Here is a 24,979-nt window from a genome sequence, read left to right on the forward strand (position 1 = left end):
ACATCTACATGCGTAAACTTTCATTGTTACTTTTTGGCGCTGCAATATCTGCGGCAGCACTTGCCCAAGTGGCATCGGTGCCTACAAGTTGGGATTGTTCCGGTACTCCGCCTACAGGTTGGAGCCAAGTGCAAACGGGCACTCCGGGTAATCTCAATTATACCTCGCAGGAATTATACACCAGCGCTCCTTCATCTGCCAGATTAGATTTTACGGGTGAATATATTTTAATCAATATCAACGATGCTCCGGGATTGGTAAAATACAATATAAAGGGTTCTGTTGGTAGTGGTTCATGGAGTGGTACATTTAAGTCGCAGTGGTCGGTAGATGGTACTGCATGGACAGATATGCGCATTTACACCACCTTGCCTGTGCTGAGCAATCCATTTGTAAATGCTGTAGATACACCTTCATCTCAAGCACGTTTTATTCGTTTGTTTTTTGCTACCAAAGGTACGGGAAACGTTGCGCTCGATGATATTTCTGTCGAACTGCCTGTGGCGGGTGCTGCACAAGAAATTGATGCTAAGTTTAAAGGTGCTGCGGCTCCACTCGGTAGCACAGTTTGGTTTAGTTCACCGGTAAGTACTCCGGCAGGGCTTAAGCTAAAGGTATATAATCTTGGAAGCGATTCTACGCTTACTTTATCTAATGCTGCCATCACCGGTGCTGCAAGTGCCGATTTTCTTTTAGGAAGCTATCCTTCTTCTATTGCACCTAAAGATAGTGGAGAAGTAAATTTTACATTTAACCCATCTATTGCCGGAACGCGCGTTGCTAAACTTTCATTTAATAACAATGATGCTGATGAAAATCCGTATGAAATAAACTTGAATGGTATTGGTGGCGATTATGCTACAGAGCCGTCACAAAATCCTACAGCATTAACGTTTTCAAACGTAAAATCGTATGGTTTCAAAGCAACGGTTGCAGGCAATAATGCCGATGGTTATTTGGTATTGCGTAAGCTCGGTAGTGCTGTTACAGAAACTCCGGTTGATGGAACGGTTTATACCTTAGGCGAAGGTGTTGGCGCTTCAAAAGTTTTTTATGTTGGCAATGCTGCCAATTTTAATGTAAAAGAAGTTAGAGCAGGTTTAACTTATCATTTTGCTGTGTTCTCATTCAATGGAAATGGTAATTATATCAACTATAAACAATTGTCGCCATTGGTAGCTTCGCAAGCCAGCGGCAATGGAGCTCCGGGTTCATATTACACTGCCATAAATAGTTCTGCCTCAACTTTTGTTTCAGATTTGGGCACTTTAATCAATAATAGAACGCTCCAGTTTTACAGCAGCTACAAGGCCACCATGATTGATGGGTTTTATGCACGCGATACAGCCGATGGTAAAAAAGCTGTAAACTGTGAATACAGCAATGAATTGGTTCAATACACCGAGCCGTTTGATTTTACAGGTTTAGATATGGCGCGTGAACACACATTTGCTTCCAGCTGGATGCCTACTTTTGGTAAGGCAGGGCATTCTGAAAGATATGGTTATTCAGATTATCACAATTTACACTTAGCAAACCAAACTAAAGTAAACGACCCAAGAAGTAACTTCGGTTTTGGAGATGTAACAACGGTAACTTCAACTTACTTTGAATCTAAATTGGGAAAAGATGCTACCAATCGCAAAGTATTTCAGCCACGCGATGAAATTAAAGGTGATGTGGCAAGGTCAATTTTTTATATGAGTACTTGTTATCAAAAATTGCCCAATAGAGCTTCTGCATCTTCAGGCTTGCAACCGGTAACCAATGCTTGGCAGTGGGACTCGTTGATAGTACCGGGTGTGGCACCTAATCCTGATTTGCAATTGTATCTGGTGCAAGACGAAGCACTGTTGAAACAATGGAGCCAAGCCGATCCGCCAAGTGCAGAGGAAATTGCCAGAAACGAATTTGTATTCGATTTGCAAGGTAACCGCAATCCGTTTATTGATAATCCTGATTGGGTTTGCTATATCAATTTTAAAAATATGACTTACAATGCCGCAGGCACAGGGCAGTGTTATACTACTTCGGTAAAGGAGGTTGCTCCATTTGCTCAAGTAGAAGTGTATCCAAGCCCGGCAACCAGCCTATTGAATGTAACCATGTTGGCTCAGCAAGCACAAACAGCAACAGTGCAATTGGTAGATATGGTAGGTAAGGTAGTATATTCAGCAGAAAAAGAATTAGCTGCAGGCGTTAGCAATTTCAATTTCAGCGTTGCCAATTTTGCAACAGGTAACTATATTTTGAAAGTTTCAGGAAATGGCACTATCCAAAAGAAAATTCAAATTCAAAAGTAGACGCTAGTAAATAGCTTTCTAAAAGCCGTTTTGTTGAAATTCATCACAAAGCGGCTTTTTTTATGTACTTAACTATGGCATCTATTCTTATTTTTGAGGTTTGTATTACATACACGACTTAGATTTGGTAATTAACGAACATGAGTTTCAACGAGGTTTACATTATACAAACAGCACGCTTTTTGCCCAACCATCCGGTTTCTAACGATGAAATAGAAGAGTACCTTGGATGTATAAATGGAAAGCCATCGCGCTCGCGTAGAATTGTGTTGCGGAATAATGGCATTAAGCAACGATATTATGCATTAGAAAAAGGGGGCAAAACCACACATACCAATGCTGAAATGGCAGCATTGGCTGTACGTGAATTGTTTGCCAATAGCAATGCGGCACTCGGGCAAATACAAGTGTTGGCGTGCGGCACATCTTCGCCCGACCAAATTATGCCATCGCACGGTATTATGGTGCATGGTTGCTTACCCGAAACAGGCGCTGTTGAAGTAGTTTCACCTTCAGGAAATTGCTGCTCGGGAATGCACGCTCTAAAATTTGCTTACCTAACTGTAAAAACAGGTGAAGCAAACGTAGCCGTAGCCACCGGTTCTGAACGCACTTCGGGCGTTTTGCGTGCTACCGGTTTTGAAGAAGAAGCCAAGCACTTGGCAGCTTTAGAAACCAATCCATATATTGCTTTTGAAAAAGATTTTTTGCGCTGGATGCTCTCCGATGGCGCAGGTGCATTTCTACTTTCTAACCAAAAAAGTACGGCAGGTATAAGTCTAAAAATTGAGTGGATAGAAAGCGCTTCGTATGCACATAAGATAGAAACTTGTATGTATCAAGGCTGCGATAAATTGCCCGATGGTACACTGAAAAGCTACATGGATTTTTCACCCGAAGAAATTGCTGCACACTCCGTGCTAAGCATGAAGCAAGATGTGAAACTATTAGATAAGTACATTGTAGAATTAGGTTACGATAAGCTCCGCGCCATCTGCGATAAAAAGAACTTATCGGTAAATGATATAGATTACTTTTTGCCGCACCTTTCAAGCGAATTTTTTAGAAGTAAAATTGCCGCCAAACTCGAAGAAAATGGAATGGGAATTCCACAAGAAAAATGGTTCTCTAACCTTACCGAAGTTGGCAATGTAGGTGCAGGCTCTGTGTATATTATGATTGATGAATTGGTAAAAAGTGGAAAGCTGGAAGTAGGGCAGAAGATATTGCTCATGGTGCCGGAAAGCTCTCGTTTCTCTTATGTGTACGCGTTACTCACAGTTTGTTGAATATAACTGCCACATAGTTTTGTTTTATGAAGAATACCGAAATTCCACAAGACCCCAGTCCTTTAGATAAGTTTACAAAAGAAGTGCTGTATGCCGTAAACGATAAAGGAGAATATACTGCACAGCTTAGCCGCGGTTGGCAAATAAAGGCCGATGCTTTAGGAATTTCGTGGCAAGAAGCAGCCGATAGAATTGCCTATGCCAAGCAGCAGGTAGCCAACGGAGTAGCCAGCCCAATTTTATTTTTTATGGAGCTTAACTTAATGGAGTTATCTATTCTGTCGGATTACACAGGTTTTTGGCGTTGGACAATTAAACGTCATTTAAAGCCATCGGTATTTGAAAAGCTAAGCCAAGCAAAACTTCAAAAGTATGCCGAAGTATTTGGCGTTACAGTAGAGCAATTAAAAAAATGCGAGGTAAGTGAAAATTGATTTCAAACATATACAATCGGCTCACTGCGAAAACGGTGTTACCACCAACTTGCTGCAGCATGCAGGTGTACAGCAAATTACAGAACCATTGGCGTTTGGTATAGGAGGCGGTATTTTCTATATCCATATACCGTTTATGAAAATAAGCAATGGTCCCGCCATTTCGTTTAGAACTGCACCTGGCACTATTTTTCGTAGAACTTGTAATGGGCTGGGTATTAAAATGATTCATAAAACTTTTAGTTCTAAAGAAAAAGCGCAACAATTTTTAGATAGTAAGTTAAGCGAAAACCAGCCGGTGGGCTGTCAGGTAGGAGTATATTTTCTCACCTATTTTCCTAAAGAATATCGTTTTCATTTCAATGCTCATAATTTGGTGGTTTACGGAAAAGAAGGCGATACTTATTTAGTGAGCGATCCCATTATGGAAACCGTTACCACACTAAGTAGTTATGATTTAGAGCGCGTGCGGTTTGCCAAAGGTGCGCTTGCTCCCAACGGGCATATTTACTTTCCGAAAGAAAAGAAAGAAGTAAACAATGCCGTAATAGAGAAAGCCATCGTAAAAGGTATAAAGCATGCCGCATGGTTTATGACCGAAACACCCGTGCCAATTTTAGGTACCAATGGCATTCGCTTTACTGCAAAGCAGGTGTTGAAATGGCGCAATAAGTTGGGCGTAAAAACAGCCGGTGCATATTTGGCTCAGTTGGTGCGCATGCAAGAAGAAATTGGCACAGGTGGCGGAGGATTTAGGTTTGTATATGCTGCTTTTTTACAGCAGGCACATAGGTATATTGCCAATCCTGTTTTGCCGGAAGCCTCAACAAAGTTCTCTGAGGTGGGCGATTTATGGCGCAATGCCGCAGTACAAGCCGCAGGTATTTACCGAGGTAGAAATACAGAGCAGGCAGATTTTAAAATAGTAAGCGATATGCTTATGGAAATTGCCGATAAGGAACATAGGGCATTTAAACAACTATTGAAAGCAACATGGAGGTAGTGCCCGCAATTAAGGTTGCTAATCTTTCTTTTGGTTACGATGTAGAGAGCAGTGCGCTGTTTCAAAACTTCAATTTAAACATTGCTCAAGGTGAGCGTTTTGGATTGCTAGGTCCAAACGGAGCAGGAAAAACCACGCTCATGAGTTTGCTTACCGGAGTGTTGCAGCCCAATGCAGGCAGTGTATATATTAAGCAGGTAGATATGGCGGCTCAGCCAATGAAAGCAAAGTCGGTGTTTGGCTTAGTGCCGCAAGCACATTCTTTGTATGCAGAATTAACGGCAATGGAAAACTTGTTGTTTTTTGGTGCGTGGAGCGGCATGGGCACAAAAGAAATTAAAGAGAAAGGAACATTGTTGCTCCATAAAATGGGGCTTTGGGAGGCAAGAAATAAATTGGTTTCAAAATTTTCTGGTGGCATGAAGAGCCGCTTGAATCTTGCCATAGGAGTAATTCATGCTCCCGAAATTCTCTTTTTAGATGAGCCTACATCGGCAGTTGATGTGCAATCGCGTCATGCCATACTGAGTTTTTTGCATGAGTTGAATACATCAGGAACCACATTGGTTTATACTTCGCATTTGCTGAGCGAAGCGGAGCAACTTTGTACGCAAATTGCATTGATGGATAATGGCAGTATCATGGCTCAAGGTACGGTACAAGAATTGTTGAACAGTAGCGGTAAAGATAATTTAGAGGCCTTGTTTTTATCGCTTACAGGAAGAAACTTTAGAGATAACTGATGCAAAAATTACTGGCAGCCATAAATAAAGATTTAAAAATCCTGTTTAGAGATAAGGCAGGTTTGGCAGTAATGTTTGCCATGCCCATTCTGTTGGTAGTGGTTATTTCTAGCATTCAAAACAGTTCTTTCAAGTTAGTGAACGAAAACAAAGTTCCATTGCTGTTAGTAAATGCCGATAGGGCAGAAGTGAGTATGCAGTTTGTGGAAGCATTGCAAAAAATCGGCATGTTTAAAATTAACTATACCGATTCTGTAATTGCCGTAGTTTCTAAAAGTATGTACGATAGCGATGCTATGGTGGCTGTAGTGATACCTCAGGGATTTTCGGAGCATATTGCCACTAAGGCAAATCGCATTACACATCAAGCATTGCAATCGCTTGGCATGGCAACGGCTGCTGCGTCAGATAGCATGCCTGCTGCAGCGGCTGTAACCTCCACTACTTTAGAAATGGTGTATAATCCCGTAATGGAAGAAAGTTTTAGGCTATCGGTAATAGGCGCATTACAAAGTGCACAGCAGTTTACGGAAAATAGGCAAGTGTTGCAGGCGCTTTACAAGCAGTTGAGCAATAAAAAATTACCCGATTCATTAGAGCAGCAAATTCTTGCTTCAAAATCCAATGTCGTTCAATTTCCTGTAGCAAAAGATGGCAGTCGCGCTATTCCCAATACTTCGCAACACAATGTGCCGGCATGGACCATTTTCGCCATGTTTTTTATTGTAGTAACACTTAGTACCAATATTGTAAAAGAAAAAGTAAGTGGCAGTTTTATTCGCCTAAAAACCTTACCTACCAATTACGCTTGGTTGCTGCTGGCAAAGCAAATTACATTTGTTTTAGTAACCATGTTGCAGGCGCTGGTAATTTTTTCAATCGGTTATGGCATATTCCCACATCTTGGCTTGCCGGCTTTAAATTTTCCTACCAATAAGATTGGATTGATTGTAGTAACATTTTTCTGCGGCTGGAGCGCGGTAAGTTATGGTTTGCTGGTAGGCGTTTTTGCCAAAACTATGGAGCAGGCAATTGGCTTTGGTGCGGTGTCTGTGGTAATTTTAGCTGCCATTGGCGGTGTAATTGTTCCTGCTTTTGCCATGCCGGAGGCATTACAAATGGTAATGAAAATGTCGCCATTGCATTGGTGTATAGAAGCCTATTATGTAATGTTTTTACAAGGTGGAGGCGTAAAAAGTGTTCTAATGAGTATTATTCCGCTACTTTTCTTCATTATTGCAATGCAATTAGTTTCGTGGGTGAAACTGAAAAGCCAAAACTTTGTTTAACCGAGCCGTATGACAAAAGAAGAATTAAAAAGCGACTTAAAAGTAAAGATTATCAAGTACCTGAATTATTTATCTATTTCTCCCGATGAAATTGGAGATGATATGCCGCTATTCGGTACCGGGCTTGGTTTAGATTCTATTGACTCTATTGAATTAGTGGTGATGTTGGAGCGCGAATACGGTATTAAAATAGAAAACCCCAAAGAGGGAAGAAAAATTTTGGTAGATGTAAATACCATAGCCGATTATATTGAAAATCACCGCGCAGGAACTGTTCAGCAATGAGCAAAATAGTAGTTACAGGCATTGGAATAATATCTCCACTAGGCAATTCGCTGCACGAAAATAGAACTGCATTACAGCAAGGGAAATGCGCATTAGGCTCTATGGAATTTACGCCATCGCTTTATGCCAGTAAATTGCCCTTTGGCGAAGTAAAATGGAGCAATGCAGCCTTGGCTCAAAAGCATGGAATTAGCCAATTGGGTATTACCAGAACAACACTGCTGGCATTAGAAGCCTTTGAGCAAGCTGTGAAAGATGCACAACTTTCAACTGCCGAACTTCAAACGGCAGCATTCATAAATGGAACTACTGTGGGCGGTATGTGTGCTTCAGATACACTTTATCAAGATGCGAATTTCAACGAGGTTGGTTCCGATTATCTGAACGCCTACGACTTAGGTTCGGTAGCACTTTTTATTCAAAATAAATATGGAATAAAAGGTATTACCAATACGTTCAATACGGCATGTTCTTCTTCTGCTAATGCTATTATGTATGGCGCACGGTTGTTGCAACACGGCTTGGCAGAGCGCGTGGTGGTGGGTGGAGCCGAGAGCCTTGCAAAGTTTACCATCAATGGTTTTAATTCGCTCAATATCCTTTCCGCAGAAGTTTGCCGCCCTTTCGATGCCGAGCGCAATGGCCTTAATTTAGGTGAAGGTGCCGCTTATTTAGTATTGGAGAAAGAAGAAAACTGCAAGGGGAAAGAAATATACGCACAAGTGTCGGGCTGGGCAAATACCAACGATGCTTTTCATCCTTCATCGCTTTCCGATGAAGGCGAAGGTCCATTCCTTGCCATGCAAAAAGCATTGGCAGTTGCACAATTGGAGCCTGTACAAATAGATTTTGTAAATACACATGGCACGGGTACCGAAAATAATGATGAAGCCGAAAGCAGCGCCATGTTGCGCGTATTTGCCAATGTGCCACCATTTGCTTCGGCAAAATCCAATATAGGACACACGCTTGGAGCAGCAGGAGCCATAGAAGCCGTTATTTGTTTGCTGAGCATCAAGTATCAAGAAATCTATGCCAGTTTGCATTTTAAAACGCCAATTCCAGCCACAAGGCTTGTTCCTGTACTGCAATACACCAAAGCATCGGTAAGCCATGTAATGTCTAATTCGTTTGGCTTTGGCGGCAATTGCAGCTCATTGGTTTTTTCAAAGTAATTCACGTAGGTTTGAAAAATAATTGAGCCGCACCTTATCAGTATTTCGCCTCGTATCAAACAATATGAAATAATTTAAAGTTGAATAGTTTGAAAGTTACATTACACCAAAACAAAACCGAAGCAGTTCGTAGATTTCACCCTTGGGTATTTTCCGGAGCTATTAAGAATATTGCAGGCAATCCAAACGATGGCGATGTAGTAGAAGTAGCCGATGAAAAAGGAAATTTTTTAGGGCTGGGGCATTATGCCAAAGGCAGTATTGCCGTGCGTATTTTTTCGTTCGCAGCAGAGAAAAATATAGAGAAAATATTTGCACAAAAGATTGAAGCAGCCATTGCTCTGCGCAAGCAAATAGGTTTGTGGCAAAATGATGTTACCAACGCTTTTCGTTTAATACATGGCGAAGGCGATGAATTGCCAGGGTTGATTGTAGATATTTATGGCAATACAGCCGTGCTACAGGCGCATAGTAAAGGCATGTTTCAGCACCGCGCACTTATTGCAGCCTTGTTGCGCAGGCATTCAAAAGGCATAATAGAAAATGTATATTCTAAGAGCGATGCGGCACTTAAACATAAAGAAGCTACCGATGGCTTGCTCGAAGGCAATAGCCTTGCCACCGAGATAAATGAATATAAACTTCGCTTTAAGGTAGAACTCCCAACGGGGCAAAAAACCGGTTTCTTTTTAGACCAGCGCGAAAACCGCAGATTGTTGGCAAGGTATGCCGAAAACAAAAAAGTGCTGAATACATTCTGCTATACAGGCGGTTTTTCGGTATATGCAGCCAAGGCGGGTGCAGCCCTAGTTCATTCTGTAGATAGTTCTGTTAGAGCTATTCAGCTTACCAACGAAAATATGGAGTTAAACGGCTGCAAGCGCCACGAATCTTTTACTACCGATGTGTTCGATTTTATTCACAAGCAAACTCAGGCAGATTTTTACGATATTATAGTACTCGATCCGCCAGCTTTTGCCAAAAATCACGGTGCACGCCACCAAGCTATTCAAGCATACAAAAGACTCAATGCAGCTGCTTTGCAAAAGGTAAAAAAGCAAGGTTTTATATTTACATTTTCGTGCTCACAAGCCGTGAACCAAGAAATGTTTGAAGGTGCCGTTACCGCAGCTTCCATAGAAACAGGGCGAAAAGCAAAAATTATCCATCGCCTCACACAGCCGGCAGACCATCCCGTAAATATATTTCACCCCGAAGGCGAATACTTAAAGGGATTAGTTTTAGCTGTAGAATAACAGTGCTTGCTAGTAAATTTTTTCTTCTTAAAGGAAATTGGCGGCTTACGGTAAGAAATAAAGTGAAATTTGGAAATATGTTGTCTTAATATATCTTTGCGCTTCTCTTTGAGCGAAGTGGGTATTCTTTTAATGGTTTTTTTGGCTTGAAACATAAGCGCAGCAACGGCTTGACGCAAAACTTCACTTGGGCTTCTTTGAGAAGATTTGGAATAAATATAATCTCACATACATGGCAAAAAAAGAAAATCGCCTAAATCCTAATTTTTCTAAAATCACCATTATGTTGGCAAGTCCAGACTCTATTTTGGATAGAAGCCACGGTGAAATTAAAAAACCGGAAACCATCAATTATCGTACTTACAAACCCGAGATGGAAGGTTTGTTTTGCGAAAGAGTATTCGGGCCTACTAAAGATTTTGAATGTTACTGCGGAAAATATAAGCGCATTCGTTACAAAGGAATCGTGTGCGACCGTTGTGGAGTAGAAGTTACTGAAAAGAAAGTGCGCAGAGAGCGCATGGGGCATATTAAATTAACAGTGCCTATTGTGCATATATGGTATTTTAAGAGCCTTCCAAATAAAATCGGCTATTTGCTGGGTATGAGCTCTAAAAAATTAGAGAGTGTTGTTTATTACGAACGTTATGTGGTAATTCAACCGGGTAAGGCAGTAGAAGGTGTTATGCTGCAAACTGAAAAAGGTGAAGAAGAGCGTAAATTAGCTTACTTAGACTTGCTTACAGAGGAAGAGTATCTTTCTGTTTTCGACAACGAAATCATGAAGAATAACTACCAGTTAGAAGATACCGATCCCAATAAGTTTGTAGCTAAAATGGGTGCAGAGGCAGTAAAAGAACTGTTGAGCCGCATCAATTTAGATGAGTTAAGCTACCAGTTGCGCCATGCTGCTGCCAACGAAACTTCGCGCCAGCGTAAAAGCGAAGCGCTAAAACGCTTGAGCGTAGTAGAAGCCTTCCGCGAAGCTAATGAGCATGTGGAAAATCGCCCTGAGTGGATGGTGGTTCAGCACTTACCGGTAATACCACCGGAGTTGCGCCCGTTAGTACCTTTAGATGGTGGACGTTTTGCTTCTTCAGACTTAAACGACCTTTACAGAAGAGTAATTATTCGTAACAATCGTTTAAAAAGATTGCTAGAAATTAAAGCCCCAGAGGTGATTTTGCGTAACGAAAAACGCATGCTACAAGAGGCTATAGATTCCTTGTTCGACAACTCACGTAAATCTAATGCCGTTAAAGCAGAAGGTGGTCGCCAATTGAAATCTTTGAGCGATGTATTAAAAGGAAAGCAAGGTCGTTTCCGTCAAAACTTATTAGGAAAGAGGGTGGATTATTCAGGTCGTTCCGTAATTGTGGTGGGACCTGAATTAAAATTGCACGAATGCGGTTTGCCAAAAGATATGGCTGCGGAATTGTTTAAGCCATTTATTATCCGCAAACTTATTGAAAGAGGTATTGTTAAAACCGTAAAGAGCGCCAAAAAACTCGTTGATAAAAAAGAGTCTATCATTTGGGATATTTTGGAAAACGTGTTGAAAGGACATCCGGTATTATTGAACCGTGCTCCTACACTTCACAGATTATCTATTCAAGCATTCTTGCCGAAATTGATAGAAGGAAAAGCCATACAGTTACACCCATTGGTTTGTACGGCTTTCAATGCCGACTTTGATGGTGACCAAATGGCGGTACACGTGCCACTAGGCAATGCTGCAATACTGGAAGCTCAAATGCTCATGTTGGCATCGCACAACATTTTGAACCCGCAAAACGGTACACCAATTACACTTCCTTCGCAAGACATGGTGTTGGGCTTGTATTACATGACCAAGGCTAAGAAAAGTACTGAGGCAGAAAAAATTAAAGGAGAAGGCTTAACTTTCTATGGTGCCGAAGAAGCAATTGTAGCTTTCAACGAAGGCAGAGTAGAATTAAATGCAGTAGTTAAATGCCGTGTAGCCGCTAAAGAAAACGGTGAAATTAAATCCAAGGTATTAGAAACTACTTTAGGTAGAATTATACTCAACCAAGTTGTTCCTGCAAAAGTTGGTTATGTAAACAAATTATTGGGTAAAAAGGAATTGAAGAATGTAATCGGAGATATCCTTACCCAAACAGATATTCCTACCACTGCTAAGTTCTTAGACGATATTAAACGTTTAGGGTTCTTCTACTCGTTTAAAGGAGGTTTGAGCTTTAATTTAGGTGATGTGTTGGTACCTGCCGAAAAAGAGAAGTTGATGGCTCAAGCTCAAGAAAAAATTGATGAAATTACCGAGAGCTACCAAATGGGCTTTATCACAGATAAAGAGCGTTTTAACCAAGTAGTAGATATTTGGACACATACCGATAATCAACTTACTATTAAGTTGATGAACCAAATTACTAAAGATCGCCAAGGATTCAATAGTATTTTCATGATGTTGGATTCTGGAGCAAGGGGTTCTAAGCAGCAGATTAAGCAGCTTTCCGGAATGAGGGGGCTTATGGCAAAACCACGTAAAGCAGGTTCTACCGGAGCAGAGGTTATCGAAAACCCAATTCTGGCTAACTTTAAGGAAGGCTTGAGCGTATTGGAATACTTCATTTCTACGCACGGTGCTCGTAAAGGTCTTTCCGATACGGCTTTAAAAACTGCCGATGCGGGATACCTTACCAGAAGATTGGTAGATGTGGCACAAGATGTAGTAATTACCGAAGAAGATTGTGGAACATTAAGAGGTATTGCAGTTAGTGCCATTAAAAACGGAGATGAAATCGTAGAATCACTTTCCGATAGAATTTTAGGCCGTGTTGCATTGGTAGATATTGTACATCCTGAAACAGATGAACTAATTGTAGCCGCTGCCGAACATATTTATGAAACAGAAGCAAAAGCAGTAGAAGCTGCCGGAATAGAAACGGTAGAAATTCGCTCTGTGCTTACTTGCGAAGCCCGCAAAGGAGTTTGCGTAAAATGCTATGGTAGAAACTTAGCAACCAACCGTGTAGCCGAAGAAGGCGATGCCGTAGGTATTATTGCAGCACAATCTATTGGTGAGCCGGGAACACAGCTTACACTCCGTACCTTCCACGTGGGCGGTATTGCAAGCGTGGGCACTTCAGAATCTAAATTAGTTGCCAAATTTGAAGGCGTACTACAATTAGATGGTGTACGCGTTATTGCTGCAACAGATGAAAATGGAGAAAAGCAAAATATCGTTATCGGAAGAACAGGAGAAATGAGAATTGTGAAGCCTGAAAGCGATAAAGTGCTAATCTCTGCACACGTTCCTTATGGCTCTGTAATCATGTTTAAAGATGGGCAAAAAGTAACCAAAGACGATGTTATCTGTAAATGGGATCCATATAACAACGTTATCATTTCTGAAGTAAGTGGTAAAGTACGTTTCGAAAATATTATTGAAAACGTAACCTACCGCGATGAAATGGATGAGCAAACAGGCCACCACGAAAAGGTAATTACCGAGTCTAAAGATAAAACCAAGGCTCCAACCATTGTGGTAGAAAGCGGTAAGGATTGGAAAAACTACAGCTTGCCGGTGGGTGCACACATTTCTATTGAAAACGGAGATACTTTAAAACCCGGACAAATTATTGCGAAAATTCCTCGCGTAATGGGTAAAGTTAAAGATATCACCGGTGGTCTTCCACGCGTTACAGAATTGTTTGAAGCTAGAAATCCAAGCAATCCGGCTGCCGTGGCAGAAATAGATGGAGTTGTTCGTTTTGGAGGAATCAAACGTGGTAATAGAGAAGTAATTATCGAGAGCCGCGAGGGTGAAATTGTAAAATACCTTGTACCACTTTCAAAACAAATATTGGTGCAAGAACAAGATTTTGTTCGCGCAGGAACATCTGTTTCTGACGGTGCAATTACACCAGCCGATATTTTGAACATTAAAGGGCCATTTGCCGTTCAAGAATACTTGGTGAACGAAATTCAAGAAGTATATCGCTTACAAGGTATTAAAATCAACGATAAGCATATTGAGGTGATTGTGCGCCAGATGATGAGCAAAATGATTATTGAAGATGCGGGAGATACCAAATTCTTAGAAGGTGAAAGTGTTGAAAAATTTGAATTATTGGATGTAAACGACCAATTGTTTGATAAGAAAGTAGTAACCGAAGCAGGCGATTCTATCAATTTAAAGCCGGGGCAAATTCTTACCCTTCGCAAAATTCGTGAGGAAAACTCGGTGTTGAAACGCAACGATAAAAAAGTAGTAGAATACCGCGATGCTATTCCGGCTACTGCTACACCACAGTTGCAAGGTATCACAAGAGCTTCGTTGAGTACAGGTTCATGGATTTCGGCTGCATCGTTCCAAGAAACTACAAAAGTATTGAGCACCTCTTCTATTGCTGCTCGCGAAGACTACTTAGAAGGCTTAAAAGAAAACGTTATTGTAGGACACAGAATTCCTGCAGGAACAGGCTTGCGTAAGTTTTCTAAATTGTTTATTGCCGGAAAAGAAGATATGGAGCGTACAGAAAAGAAAGTACAACAAACTCAAGAAAGCGGAGTAGAACTAATAGGATAGTTTACAACGTTTACTTAATAGCCAAGAGGCTGTTTCTTTATAGAAGCAGCCTCTTTTTTTATGTAAAGCACTCACAAGTTTCAATTCTTTGCATATTATTGCGCCAGCTTTCTGGGGGTATCTTTATTTAACAGGTAAAGATTGAGAGAGTCCCTTTGAACCTGAACATGTTTATACATGCGTAGGAAATGAAAGCGGAATAGCGGCATTGCTGCTCTATTCTGCCTTGGCTCTTCAACTTATTACAGAAGGCTTTGAATTTTTTAAAAACAAATCAAAGCCATGAAAAAACTTATTTTCATTACCATGCCGTTTCTGGTTGCGGCTCAAGAACCGGATAGTATTAAAACCTTTAATGCCAACGAAGTACTTATTACTTCTACGCGAGCAGCGCTTAATACGCCTACTACTTTTTCACTCATTAAATCTGCTGAATTGCAGCGGGTAAACCTTGGGCAAGATTTACCTGTGATGCTGGACTTTTCGCCTTCGGTTGTTTCAACCAGCGATGCAGGCGCGGGCGTTGGCTACACCTCTATGCGCATTCGTGGCAGCGATGCCACTCGCATAAATGTAACCATAAACGGTATTCCGGTAAATGATGCCGAGAGCCACAATGTTTTTTGGGTAAACACACCCGATTTGTTTTCAAGTGTAGAAGATATTCAAGTGCAACGTGGCGTGGGTACTTCTACCAATGGCGCAGGTGCTTTTGGTGCATCGGTGAATATTAGAACACAAAAGATTGCAGCAAAGCCATCCGGTATATTTGCAGTTTCGGGTGGTTCATTTAATACCGTGAAACTTACTGCGCAAGCTAGTAGTGGTTTAATTAAGAATAAATTCTTTATAGAAGGAAGACTTTCTAAGCTAAACTCCAATGGATATGTGGAGCGTGCAAGTAGCAATTTGTGGAGCTATTTTGTAACAACCGGAATGCAGCATAAAAGCACTGTGCTAAAGTTGGTGGCTTTTGGAGGCAATGAAAAAACTTATCAGGCATGGAATGGAGTTTCGGAAGATATGTTGAAAACAAACAGGCGATTCAATAGCGCGGGAACAGATTATGGTGCTAAAGAAAATCCATGGCGAAACGAGGTAGATAATTATGGACAGCACTATTGCCAGTTGCTGTTTTCGCAGGGATTCAAGAAAGGGTTTTCGATGAACGTAGGTTTGTTTACCACCTTGGGAAAAGGCTATTATGAACAATACAAAGTGAATCAAAAATTGAAAAAATATGCACCTGTTTTCGATACGCTTTTAAATGCTTCGAGAACAGATGTGATACGCAGGCGGTGGCTTCAGAATATTTTTTACGGAAGTACATTTTCTTTAAGTTTTGAAAGGAAAAATGTAAACGTGTATTTGGGTGGCTTGCTGAGCCAATACAGGGGCAAGCACTTTGGTAATATTATTTGGAATGATGCAGGTTACGATTTTTCAAGCAATACACATTATTACGATAATAATTCGGTGAAGAACGATTTTAATGTGTACCTGCGCGTAAGCTATACTTTTGCAGAAAGGGTAACGCTATTTGCAGATGTGCAATACCGTTTTGTGGGCTACAATGGCAAAGGTTTCGATAACGATAAAGTTCAGATAGATTTTAATTCTAAGTGGCATTTTGTAAATCCTAAAGGCGGAATATCGGTTGCGGCAACACCGCTGCATCATTTTTATACTTCGGTTGCTGTGGGCAATAAAGAGCCTAACCGCGATGATGTGGCATACAATAGGGCTGTAAAAAGTGAACGGTTAATAGACTGGGAAGGAGGCTATCAATTCAGACATAGAAAATTTCCGTTGTATGTAAATGGCTATTATATGTATTATACTAATCAGTTAGTGTTAACAGGGCAGTTAGATGATGTGGGCAATGCACAGCGTGTGAATGTACCGGTGAGTTTTAGGGCAGGAGTGGAGTTGAATGGTGCTATCATTTTCAATTCTAAAATAAGTGAGCGCGAAATTTTTAGAATTGGCTATAACTTAACTTATGCTCAAAGCAAAATTAAAAACTTTGAACAGCAAACGCCAACTTTTGATGATGATTACAATCGTATAGATACGCTATTGTTGGTGCAGCATTATGCCAATACACGTATTGCATTTTCGCCCGATGTAATTGCAGGAATAGAGTTGATGGGTTCGCCATTGCCGGGTTTGCAATTATCGCTTAGCACTAAAGCAGTAAGCAAGCAGTATTTAGATAACACGCAAAGTGAGGCTAAAAAACTGAAACCTTATTCATATACTAATTTTAATGCAGCATATACATTTCAATTTGCAAAGAGTAGGAGCGTAACGGTTTCGGTACTGGTAAATAATCTGTTTAACTATATGTTTGAAAGCAATGGTTATACTTACAGTGAAAGATATTATTCTGCGGGTACAGTGGGCGCTCCCGTGGTGTATAATTATTACTATCCGCAGGCTGGTATTAATGTATTAGCCGGTATTCGCTTAAAAATTTAGGTATAACTAAGTATCAGCAAGGTTACCGGATATGTAATCTATAACTAGTGGCAAACAACATTTTTGCCACTCACAGTTTTGCGTTTATCCATATCGGTATAAGTATGAATTAGTTTCACATCTGTGAAGTTAAATGTAGGTTTTCCTGCGCTGGAAACAGCCACTGTTACTGTGCCGGAAAGACTGTCGCTAAACCAGTTTTGTTGCTGCTGTGCCGAGGCATCGTAATAGTTGCTAACGCGCATGGTTGCTCTGCCGGCAGGGGAGGTGGCAGAGTATAGCCACGTACCATTATCTAAAGTGAATGTTGCCGTTTGCCCCGGATCGGGCAATTTGGTGAGTGTAATATTTACGGTGGGGGTGTTTTGTGTGGTATTAGGGCGAATTACATCGCGGTAGTGTGTATAGTATCCATAAATAGCTGCTCCACAGAAAGATGGGCCATGAGTAGAGAATTCAAATACTTCACCTTGTAGTGCAATTTGGTCGTCTGAAAGTGTAACGGATTTGCTGCTGTTTTCTTTGTTGCAGGATGAAATTATTAGCATGTATGCCAACAAGCTGAGTAGTGTTTTTTTCATACGTCTTTATTTTTATGTAAAAAGAACGGAAATCCTGCAGAGTAAAAATTCAAGATTGGAGTTGTTCTTACTGTTGAGTTTTAGGTGTGTAGTAGTTGTTGAATGTATAAGAAAATATATCTAGTTTGTGAAAACAATATTGACTATAGGCATAAAAAAAAACTCACTGGCTTACCAATGAGTTTTTTAGTACAAGTTAGTTGAAACTATTGCTTATTCATCTTTTAAATTCAAGATAACTTCCTTGCCTTCTTTTATGGCACGGATAATTCCTCCTTTTTCAACTTTTATGGTTTCGTATTTGTTTTCAACTAATACGGCTCCTTGTTTATTTATCATACCTGCAAGTCCATTTTTGCGCGTAATTGCCCAAAAACCATGAAAGGCTCCAATATCGCCATAGATGTTATCTACAATAACTTTCCCGGTCATGTTAATGAGTCCTTTTAATCCTTTTTTGGTAGTGTATGCTAAACCATCTCTACCAAAGCCGCTAATGGCTTCGTATTGTGGTTTAATAATTTCTTTGCCATCTTGCGAAACCAAGCCTACTTTTCCGTTTTTCCAAGCTAAAGCCACTCCTTGGTTAAACTTTCCGATTTTATCGTATTCGTGGGTTACTTGTGCTATTGCCGAAATAGTTAATACAGTTAAAATAATGCTGAATAGTTTTTTCATATTGTGTATTTGTATGTTTCAATAAGTAAATGCTAATGTAAAAAAATAAAATAATTACAGAAGGGATATGGCTTAGTGTTGAAAATGTTGAACGGTTATTTTTCTAGTATCGGTATCTTGTTTTTCAATTTCTATTTGCACACAATTTTCTGGTAAAAGTGCTTGGGCAACTTCGTACCATTCTATAAAGCAATAGTGTGGGCTAAACAGCATTTCTTCTATGCCTGCATCTAATACTTCTTCTTCGGTTTTTAATCTATAAAGATCTATATGAAAGATATAGGCGCTGCTGTTGGTAGCGTATTGGTTTGCAATAGCATAGGTGGGACTGGAAACGGTATCGGTGCTGTGTAGTTCTTTGCAAAAGTGTTGGGTGAGTGTGGTTTTGCCTGCTCCTAAATTGCCTTTTAAAAGAAACACTTTTGTGTTTGGAAAGAGTTGCAAAATTGCTTTTGCTACCGTTGCCATATCAGCAAGTTGCACTTGTTCAAAAACTTTTGCCACAGTATTGTTTAGTGGATTGTAAAATGAGTGAAGTTGCAAATGTATAATTTAAAATTGCTGAGGATGTTTAGGCTTCTATAAAAAAAACGGGCTACCTTTTTAGGAGTAGCCCGTTTACATGTTGGATTTTGTTGCCTATTGAATCTACATTATTATTTTCTTGAGTTGCCAAAGTTAGCCAAGTCAAAAGTCCATCCGGCATAGTAGCGAGCGCCAATAAATGGCGATGCAATTGCTGTTTGGTAGCGTTTGTCGTAAATGTTGGAACCGCCAATTCTAAATGTAGAATAAGCTTTTTCTACTACATAGAATATTGCCATATCTAAAGTAGTATAGCTTTTAATAGTGCCGTCTCCCATTGGCGCTTGCCATTCGTAATTAGGTACCCACTTAAAGTTGGCAGAAAAGCCTAAACCTTTCCAAACTTTAGAAGCGTTTACCCCAATATTTATTTTGTGGCGTGGTGTGTTAAATCCTGTAAGTTGTAAGTTGTCGGCTTGTTTAAAAGGTTTATCGTACAAATCTGCATAGGTATAGTTGATATAAGGAGTAATACCTTTTCCAACATAATAACTAATGCTAAGGTTAGCACCCCATGCCGAAACTGGTTTATCTAAGTTTACATATAATTGTAAAGGTTTGTAGTAGTTGGTATCGCCACCATCGGTTAAGCTGGCATAAATATCATTTTGACCTGTTTCGCTTGCGGTGCCGCTTGCCGGAGCTGCTACTCTGGTGAAGCCTATAAAGCGTTGATAGTAGCTATAGTAGGCAGAAAAATCTATATACAATTTTTTATTTAAGAACTCTCCACGCCAACCCAAATCTACCGTAGTTACTTGTTCCGGTTTTAATGGTTTTACATCAAATGTTTTTAATACTCCGCCTAATTGGTTTTCAACTTGGTCTATAGTGTAGTACTTATTGGTAATAAGGGAGTCTAAAATATCTACGGAACGCTGCGTATATAGGTTTCCGTAGCCATTTAAGTTACCCACCAAGAAGTTATCGCCAATGCTTAGGTATAAATACTGTTCTTGTAGCGTAGGAATTCTAAATGCGCGTGAAGCACTAATACGAATGGTGTTTTGTTTATCGGGAGTAATTACAAAGCTTAATCTTGGTGAAAACTGCACAGGGAAGTTTGAGTTTTTATCTAAGCGAACAGAACCAATAATTCTAAGTTTGTCTTTAGCCAATTTTTTAGAAGCCTGAATAAAGCCGCCCACTTCTTGTACTCTAATCCTTCTGCCGGCAGTATCTTCAAAAATTGTTCCATTTGAATTTGGCAGGTATAAACGGTATGAAGCTCCTGCTAATAAATCTACAGCTTTAATAAAATCGAAAGAGTATTGACCCTCTAAATGAAAGAGCGCACTTTTATCGTAGAAACGTGTTCCTGTTTGTGAATTTGGATCGGAAACCAGTTGGTTGTAAACAGAATCAAATTCGTGCGATCCCCTTTGAATCCAAAAATCGCGTGCATAAGAAAATGCTTGTCCGCGTGCGTTGGCTCTTAAAGGGGCTTTTTGTCTGTCGCCAATACAGTCGGCACAGAAGCCATTTGTTGCAGTATCTAACACGTCAAAGTATTTACCAATCCACTCCGGCAAATAATTTTCTTTAATAGAATGGCGGGTAAGGTAAGCTCCGGTTAATCCTACATTGAATGATTTTCCGGCATCTTCAATAGAAGCGTAAGTTCTAATTACAAAGTTCTTTCCTTTTAATTCAAGTTTAGGGTTGTGGAAAGTAAAGTCTTTAATTTGGTAGCGAGCTGCGCTTTGGTACACGGCTGTTCCATATCCAAATTTATAGGTAGCAGAAAGCTCTAAGTCTTTATTAAAGCGATAATGAGCCGATGCAGAAAATTTAAAACTTTGCGCTTTAGGGTCAATAAGTTCAGGCTCTCTAAAACCGGGAGCTCTTATCTTTACTTTATCGGGGTTTGCCCATGGATTAAAATCTAGCCAGTTGTTTAGTTTTACAAAAGTTTCGTGATCTTCTTGAGTTACATCTGTTCCGGGACCATAAGGCTTTAAAGCATTTTGGCGAAGAATTTTACTTACGTTTACAGAGGTGGGGTTGGTAAGTGTATCTAAATCGCCATAGGTATTTAAGGCAGAATCTTTTGCCAGCCAGTCGTATTCCCAAGTATAGCCACCGGTAAGTTTTATCGCAAACTTTTGGTTTTTGCCAAATGCCTGTGCGTATCGGAATTGAGCATCTACATAAGGGCCGGGTACAGTTTTGTAACCTCCTTTTACTTGAGCTGCAAACCCTTGAAAATCGTATGGGTTTTTTGATGTCATAGAAATAACACCTTGCATAGCATTGGCACCATACAAAGCCGAAGCAGCTCCCGAAATAATCTCTACACTCTCCAAGTCTAAATCATTGGCGCCAACCAAGTTGCCCACCGGAAAATTTAAGCCTGGCGATTCATTATCTGTACCATCTATAAATTGTTTGGTTCTTAATGAACGGGTATCGCTAAAACCTCTAAGGTTTACAACTTGAAAACCTGCAGAGGATGTAACAATATCTATACCTTTAAAGTTGCCTAAACTTTGATAGAAATCGCCCGAAGCAGAATTGGCAATCTCTCTTGCATTCATCTTTTCAATTTGGATAGGAGCTTCTTTTAAAGCCTCGCTTACTCTGGATGAAGTTACCACTACTTCACTACCACCAAAATAAGATGGCTCTAAAGTAATATTATAGACTCCGCCTGCCCCAATTGGAACCTCTTTTGCTTCGTATCCAACATATGAAAACACCAATACTTTAGCAGTTTCAGGAATTTCCAACTTGAATCGTCCATCTAAATCGGTAGTAACACCCGTAGTGGTCCCTTTTATCGAAACGCTAGCACCAATAAGGGCTTCTTTGTTAGCAGCATCCGAAATTTTACCGCTAATGTTTCGTGTTTGGGAATAAGAAAGAATAAATAATAAAGCAAATGCACCTGAAAGGAGAAGTTTTTTCATTACGTCCGTTTTTTTGTTTCGTTTGGTTTTTTGAAAAAGACGGGTGAAAATATAAAAAACATTAAAACGAAAAAGTGTAGCATATCTTTTTTCAATAAGAAGTTGGGTGGTTGCGTAAAATTTTATTTTTCTAAAGAATAAACTTCCAATTTTCAGAATAAGAAATTACTTTTGCGCCCGCTATGGCGACCATAGCTCAGGTGGTTAGAGTAGCGGATTGTGGTTCCGTTGGTCGTGGGTTCGAGTCCCATTGGTCGCCCAAAGGTTGGTATGCTTGCCAGCCTTTTTTATTTTGCACCACTTTTAAATAGAAATAAACGGAAACGAACAATATCATGAGCATAAGAAAAATAAGATTTCGTGAAGCACTTCGCGAAGCTATGAGCGAGGAAATGCGCAACGATTCCCGCGTATTTTTAATGGGTGAAGAAGTATCGGAATACGATGGAGCATATAAAGTAAGCCAAGGCATGTTGGCAGAGTTTGGCGCAAAGCGCGTAATTGATACACCAATAGCAGAACTTGGTTTTGCTGGTATTGGAGTAGGAGCTGCCATGAATGGCACCAAGCCTATTATAGAATTTATGACATGGAATTTTGCCATTTTAGCTTTCGACCAAATTATAAACGGAGCAGCTAAAATGCTTTCTATGAGCGCAGGGGAGTTTGGTTGCCCAATTGTGTTTCGCGGGCCGCAGGGAAGCGCGGGGCAGTTGGCAGCGCAGCACTCGCAAATGCTTACCAATATGTTGGCAAGTGTGCCGGGTTTAAAAGTTATTTCGCCTTCAAATCCTTATGATGCTAAGGGTTTATTGAAAGCTGCCATACGCGATGATGACCCGGTAATGTTTATGGAGAGCGAAATGATGTATTCCGACTTGGGTGAAGTACCGGAGGGCGAATACATTATAGAAATAGGAAAGGCCGATGTAAAACGTGCAGGCACCGATGTTACTTTGGTGAGCTATAATAAAATGATGAAAATAGCTTTGGGTGCTGCCGATGCTTTGGCAGAAAGCGGCATTAACGCAGAAGTAATTGATTTGCGAACCATACGACCACTGGATGTGGAAACTATTTTACAATCGGTGAAGAAAACTAACCGTTTAGTAATAGTAGATGAAAGTTGGCCATTTACTTCAATTGCATCGGAAATAACTTTTCAAGTACAGCGCTATGGTTTCGATTGTTTAGACGCACCTATAAGAAGAGTGTGTGGGGCGGATGCTTCTATGCACTACGCTCCTAATTTGGTAGAGGCATATTTACCATCGGTTGCCAAAGTAGTAGAGGCTGCTAAAGCTGTTTGCTATAAATAGAATTATATATCGTAGTTTAAAACTACCACATTGGTTTTAGGATGGCTTTGGCATGTAAGCACATAACCTTTGGAAATTTCAGAATCGGTGAGGCTTTCGCGGTCGTCCATCACCACATTCCCTTCTAATAATTTAGCACGGCAGGTACAGCAGGCTGCTACCATGCAAGAGTATGGCGGATCGAAACCGGCATCTAATGCGGCATTGAGAACGGTGTCTTTTTCACTCATTTCAAATTCAACCTCATTGCCATCGTAAATGAGTTTTACTTTAGCTTTTCCGGTGAAAGGTTCTGTCGATGGCGTGGTGGTACCTACACTGGCAGCAGTTTTATCTTCATCGGCTTTTGCCGTAAAGTATTCTATATGTATATGTTGTTTGGCAATTCCAAGTTCGTTTAAAGCATTTTCAACCTCTTTCATCATAGGTACCGGACCGCAGATGAAAAACTCGGCATTGGCAAATTGCAGGTTGGTGTTTTCGCGCAGCAGTTGTAATGCCATGTCTTTTAATATAAGACCGCGGTACTTGGCAGTAGATGAAGTTTCATTTAATACATGTATTATATTTAAGCGTGTGGCGTGCTGGATTTGTAGAGCTTGCAACTGTTCTTTAAAAATAATGCTTTGCTCATCGCGGTTGCCATAAAAGAGCGTGATTCTACTGTTGGGTTCTTTCAGTAATACACTTTTTAATATACTGAAAACTGGCGTAATGCCGGAACCTCCGCCAAACAGAACGTAGTGTTTTTGATTGCTTTCGCTTAGTGGAGCATGAAAATTTCCCATAGGTTCCATAACCTCTATTTCATCGCCCACTTTTAAGTGTCTATTTATGAAAGTAGAAGCCTTGCCTCCGGTAACTTCTTTTACGGCAATGGTCATGGGTTCGTTTGCAAATGGGGAACTGCAGAAACTGTAGCTGCGGTTTACAAATTCATTATTTATACTGAGTTTTAAAGTAAGGTACTGCCCGGGAATATATTGGTATTGGTTTTGGAGGCTGGCAGGTACTTCGAATGATACACTTACGCTATCGGGTGTTTCTCTATTTACCGAAGTTACTTTTAGTTTGTTGAATTTGCTCATTGTAAATGTGCGAATAGGTGTTTAGTTTTTAAACAAAGGAGGCTGTTGCACGAACAGCCTTTTGCTATTTGGTATAATGGATAAATTTTATGCCTTTCAATGTGTGTTGGCAGCACAGTAAATACTAACAAAAGTGTTCAAATACCTTTTTTAGATGCTCAGCAATGGTGGCAGCATTGTTGCCTTCAATTTGGTGACGCTCAATAAAGTGAACCAGCTTACCATCTTTAAACAATGCCATTGAAGGCGATGAAGGAGGGTAGGGCAGTGTGTATTCGCGAGCGCGTGCAGTAGCTTCGGTATCAACTCCGGCAAATGCTGTAACTAAATTGGAAGGTAATTTAGCACTTGTTTTTACGGCATCTTGTACTGCGGGGCGGGCAGAGCCTGCTGCGCATCCGCAAACCGAGTTGATAACTAAAAATGTGGTTCCGCTTTGGTTTTGGAGGGCGGCATCTACTTCTGCTGCATTGGTTAATTCTTTAAAGCCCACATCTGTTAAGTCTGCTTTCATGGGCATAACTAAATCTGCTGGATACATATACTTTATATTTTATTGAAATGAAAAATGAGTTGTTGGTTGAATATTTCTTACAAAAATCCGAGTTCTAATTTGGCTTCTTCGCTCATCATATCTTGCCCCCAAGGTGGGTCGAACACTAATTCGAGGGTTACATCTTTTACGCCATTTACGGCTTTAGTTTTTTCTTCCACTTCGCTCGGCAGGGTTTCTGCAACAGGGCAGTTTGGAGAAGTGAGGGTCATTACAATTTCCACTTCAAAAGTGGGAAAAACATTCACTTCGTAAATAAGTCCTAAGTCGTAAATATTTACAGGTATTTCTGGGTCGTAGATGGTTTTTATGACATCTATGATGGCATTTTTTACCTGTTCTTCATTTAATGCTTCCATAATTACACGGCTGCTAAGTTAAGCCGAAAAATGCCTTTACGAAACACCTTGTGGAAAGAAAAGTTAAAAGTAAGCTATT

19 protein-coding genes, 1 tRNA gene and 1 riboswitch are annotated in these 24,979 nt (G+C 40.3%); of the genes, 13 read left to right on the forward strand and 7 right to left on the reverse strand.

Annotated elements, in window-relative coordinates:
- The first annotated feature begins 8 nt into the window (after positions 1-8).
- From KF872_10235 to KF872_10285, 11 genes are all read left to right on the forward strand, one after another.
- Positions 9-2,303, forward strand: a complete 2,295-nt coding sequence (locus KF872_10235) for an endonuclease (protein MBX2903923.1) — start codon at positions 9-11, stop codon at positions 2,301-2,303.
- 140 nt (positions 2,304-2,443) lie between these two features.
- A complete protein-coding gene (locus KF872_10240) occupies positions 2,444-3,592 on the forward strand; it encodes a beta-ketoacyl-ACP synthase III (protein ID MBX2903924.1) in 1,149 nt (382 codons plus the stop codon).
- A gap of 26 nt (positions 3,593-3,618) precedes the next feature.
- On the forward strand, positions 3,619-4,026 hold the full coding sequence (locus tag KF872_10245; GenBank protein MBX2903925.1) for a hypothetical protein: 408 nt from the start codon (positions 3,619-3,621) through the stop codon (positions 4,024-4,026).
- The gene (locus KF872_10250; protein MBX2903926.1) at positions 4,016-5,029 is read left to right on the forward strand and encodes a BtrH N-terminal domain-containing protein; all 1,014 of its coding nucleotides are present in this window, start codon (positions 4,016-4,018) and stop codon (positions 5,027-5,029) included. Before KF872_10245 ends, KF872_10250 begins: the two co-directional genes overlap by 11 nt.
- A complete protein-coding gene (locus KF872_10255) occupies positions 5,020-5,772 on the forward strand; it encodes an ABC transporter ATP-binding protein (GenBank protein ID MBX2903927.1) in 753 nt (250 codons plus the stop codon). The genes KF872_10250 and KF872_10255 overlap by 10 nt, the downstream gene beginning before the upstream one ends.
- Positions 5,772-7,061: an ABC transporter permease gene (locus KF872_10260; protein ID MBX2903928.1), complete on the forward strand. Its 1,290-nt coding sequence runs from the start codon at positions 5,772-5,774 to the stop codon at positions 7,059-7,061. The genes KF872_10255 and KF872_10260 overlap by 1 nt, the downstream gene beginning before the upstream one ends.
- A gap of 9 nt (positions 7,062-7,070) precedes the next feature.
- A complete protein-coding gene (locus KF872_10265; protein MBX2903929.1) occupies positions 7,071-7,346 on the forward strand; it encodes an acyl carrier protein in 276 nt (91 codons plus the stop codon).
- On the forward strand, positions 7,343-8,521 hold the full coding sequence (locus KF872_10270; GenBank protein MBX2903930.1) for a beta-ketoacyl-[acyl-carrier-protein] synthase family protein: 1,179 nt from the start codon (positions 7,343-7,345) through the stop codon (positions 8,519-8,521). The genes KF872_10265 and KF872_10270 overlap by 4 nt, the downstream gene beginning before the upstream one ends.
- 80 nt (positions 8,522-8,601) lie before the next feature.
- Complete coding sequence (locus KF872_10275; GenBank protein ID MBX2903931.1) at positions 8,602-9,777, forward strand: class I SAM-dependent rRNA methyltransferase; 1,176 nt, start codon at positions 8,602-8,604, stop codon at positions 9,775-9,777.
- A gap of 232 nt (positions 9,778-10,009) precedes the next feature.
- A complete protein-coding gene (rpoC, locus tag KF872_10280) occupies positions 10,010-14,347 on the forward strand; it encodes a DNA-directed RNA polymerase subunit beta' (protein MBX2903932.1) in 4,338 nt (1,445 codons plus the stop codon).
- A gap of 103 nt (positions 14,348-14,450) precedes the next feature.
- A riboswitch (TPP riboswitch) is annotated at positions 14,451-14,553 on the forward strand.
- A gap of 76 nt (positions 14,554-14,629) precedes the next feature.
- Positions 14,630-16,828, forward strand: coding sequence for a TonB-dependent receptor (locus KF872_10285; GenBank protein MBX2903933.1), 2,199 nt, complete (start codon positions 14,630-14,632; stop codon positions 16,826-16,828).
- A 44-nt stretch (positions 16,829-16,872) separates the two neighbouring features.
- On the opposite strand, the gene KF872_10290 is transcribed toward KF872_10285, so the two are convergent.
- The 4 genes from KF872_10290 to KF872_10305 form a co-directional block, all read right to left on the reverse strand.
- Positions 16,873-17,409, reverse strand: coding sequence for a hypothetical protein (locus KF872_10290; GenBank protein MBX2903934.1), 537 nt, complete (start codon positions 17,407-17,409; stop codon positions 16,873-16,875).
- Between the two features lie 213 nt (positions 17,410-17,622).
- On the reverse strand, positions 17,623-18,087 hold the full coding sequence (locus KF872_10295; protein ID MBX2903935.1) for a WG repeat-containing protein: 465 nt from the start codon (positions 18,085-18,087) through the stop codon (positions 17,623-17,625).
- Between the two features lie 72 nt (positions 18,088-18,159).
- Entirely contained in the window at positions 18,160-18,555 is a 396-nt protein-coding gene (gene tsaE, locus KF872_10300) for a tRNA (adenosine(37)-N6)-threonylcarbamoyltransferase complex ATPase subunit type 1 TsaE (GenBank protein ID MBX2903936.1), read from the reverse strand.
- Between the two features lie 188 nt (positions 18,556-18,743).
- Positions 18,744-21,581 carry a TonB-dependent receptor gene (locus KF872_10305; protein MBX2903937.1) on the reverse strand — a complete coding sequence of 946 codons (2,838 nt, stop codon included), beginning with the start codon at positions 21,579-21,581 and terminating at the stop codon, positions 18,744-18,746.
- A 185-nt stretch (positions 21,582-21,766) separates the two neighbouring features.
- Here KF872_10305 and KF872_10310 point away from each other — a divergent pair.
- Both KF872_10310 and KF872_10315 read left to right on the forward strand, forming a co-directional pair.
- Positions 21,767-21,840 (forward strand) — tRNA-His (locus tag KF872_10310).
- 76 nt (positions 21,841-21,916) lie between these two features.
- The gene (locus KF872_10315; protein MBX2903938.1) at positions 21,917-22,900 is read left to right on the forward strand and encodes a pyruvate dehydrogenase complex E1 component subunit beta; all 984 of its coding nucleotides are present in this window, start codon (positions 21,917-21,919) and stop codon (positions 22,898-22,900) included.
- A gap of 2 nt (positions 22,901-22,902) precedes the next feature.
- Here the strand turns inward: KF872_10315 and KF872_10320 are convergent, their stop codons facing one another.
- The 3 genes from KF872_10320 to KF872_10330 all read right to left on the reverse strand — a co-directional run bounded on the left by KF872_10320 (position 22,903) and on the right by KF872_10330 (position 24,900).
- The gene (locus KF872_10320; GenBank protein MBX2903939.1) at positions 22,903-23,988 is read right to left on the reverse strand and encodes a ferredoxin--NADP reductase; all 1,086 of its coding nucleotides are present in this window, start codon (positions 23,986-23,988) and stop codon (positions 22,903-22,905) included.
- Between the two features lie 124 nt (positions 23,989-24,112).
- Positions 24,113-24,529 carry a BrxA/BrxB family bacilliredoxin gene (locus KF872_10325; GenBank protein ID MBX2903940.1) on the reverse strand — a complete coding sequence of 139 codons (417 nt, stop codon included), beginning with the start codon at positions 24,527-24,529 and terminating at the stop codon, positions 24,113-24,115.
- 50 nt (positions 24,530-24,579) lie between these two features.
- Positions 24,580-24,900, reverse strand: a complete 321-nt coding sequence (locus tag KF872_10330; protein MBX2903941.1) for an SUF system Fe-S cluster assembly protein — start codon at positions 24,898-24,900, stop codon at positions 24,580-24,582.
- Positions 24,901-24,979 lie beyond the last annotated feature (79 nt).

This window comes from Chitinophagales bacterium, from assembly GCA_019638515.1.
Classification (GTDB): domain Bacteria; phylum Bacteroidota; class Bacteroidia; order Chitinophagales; family LD1; genus UBA7692.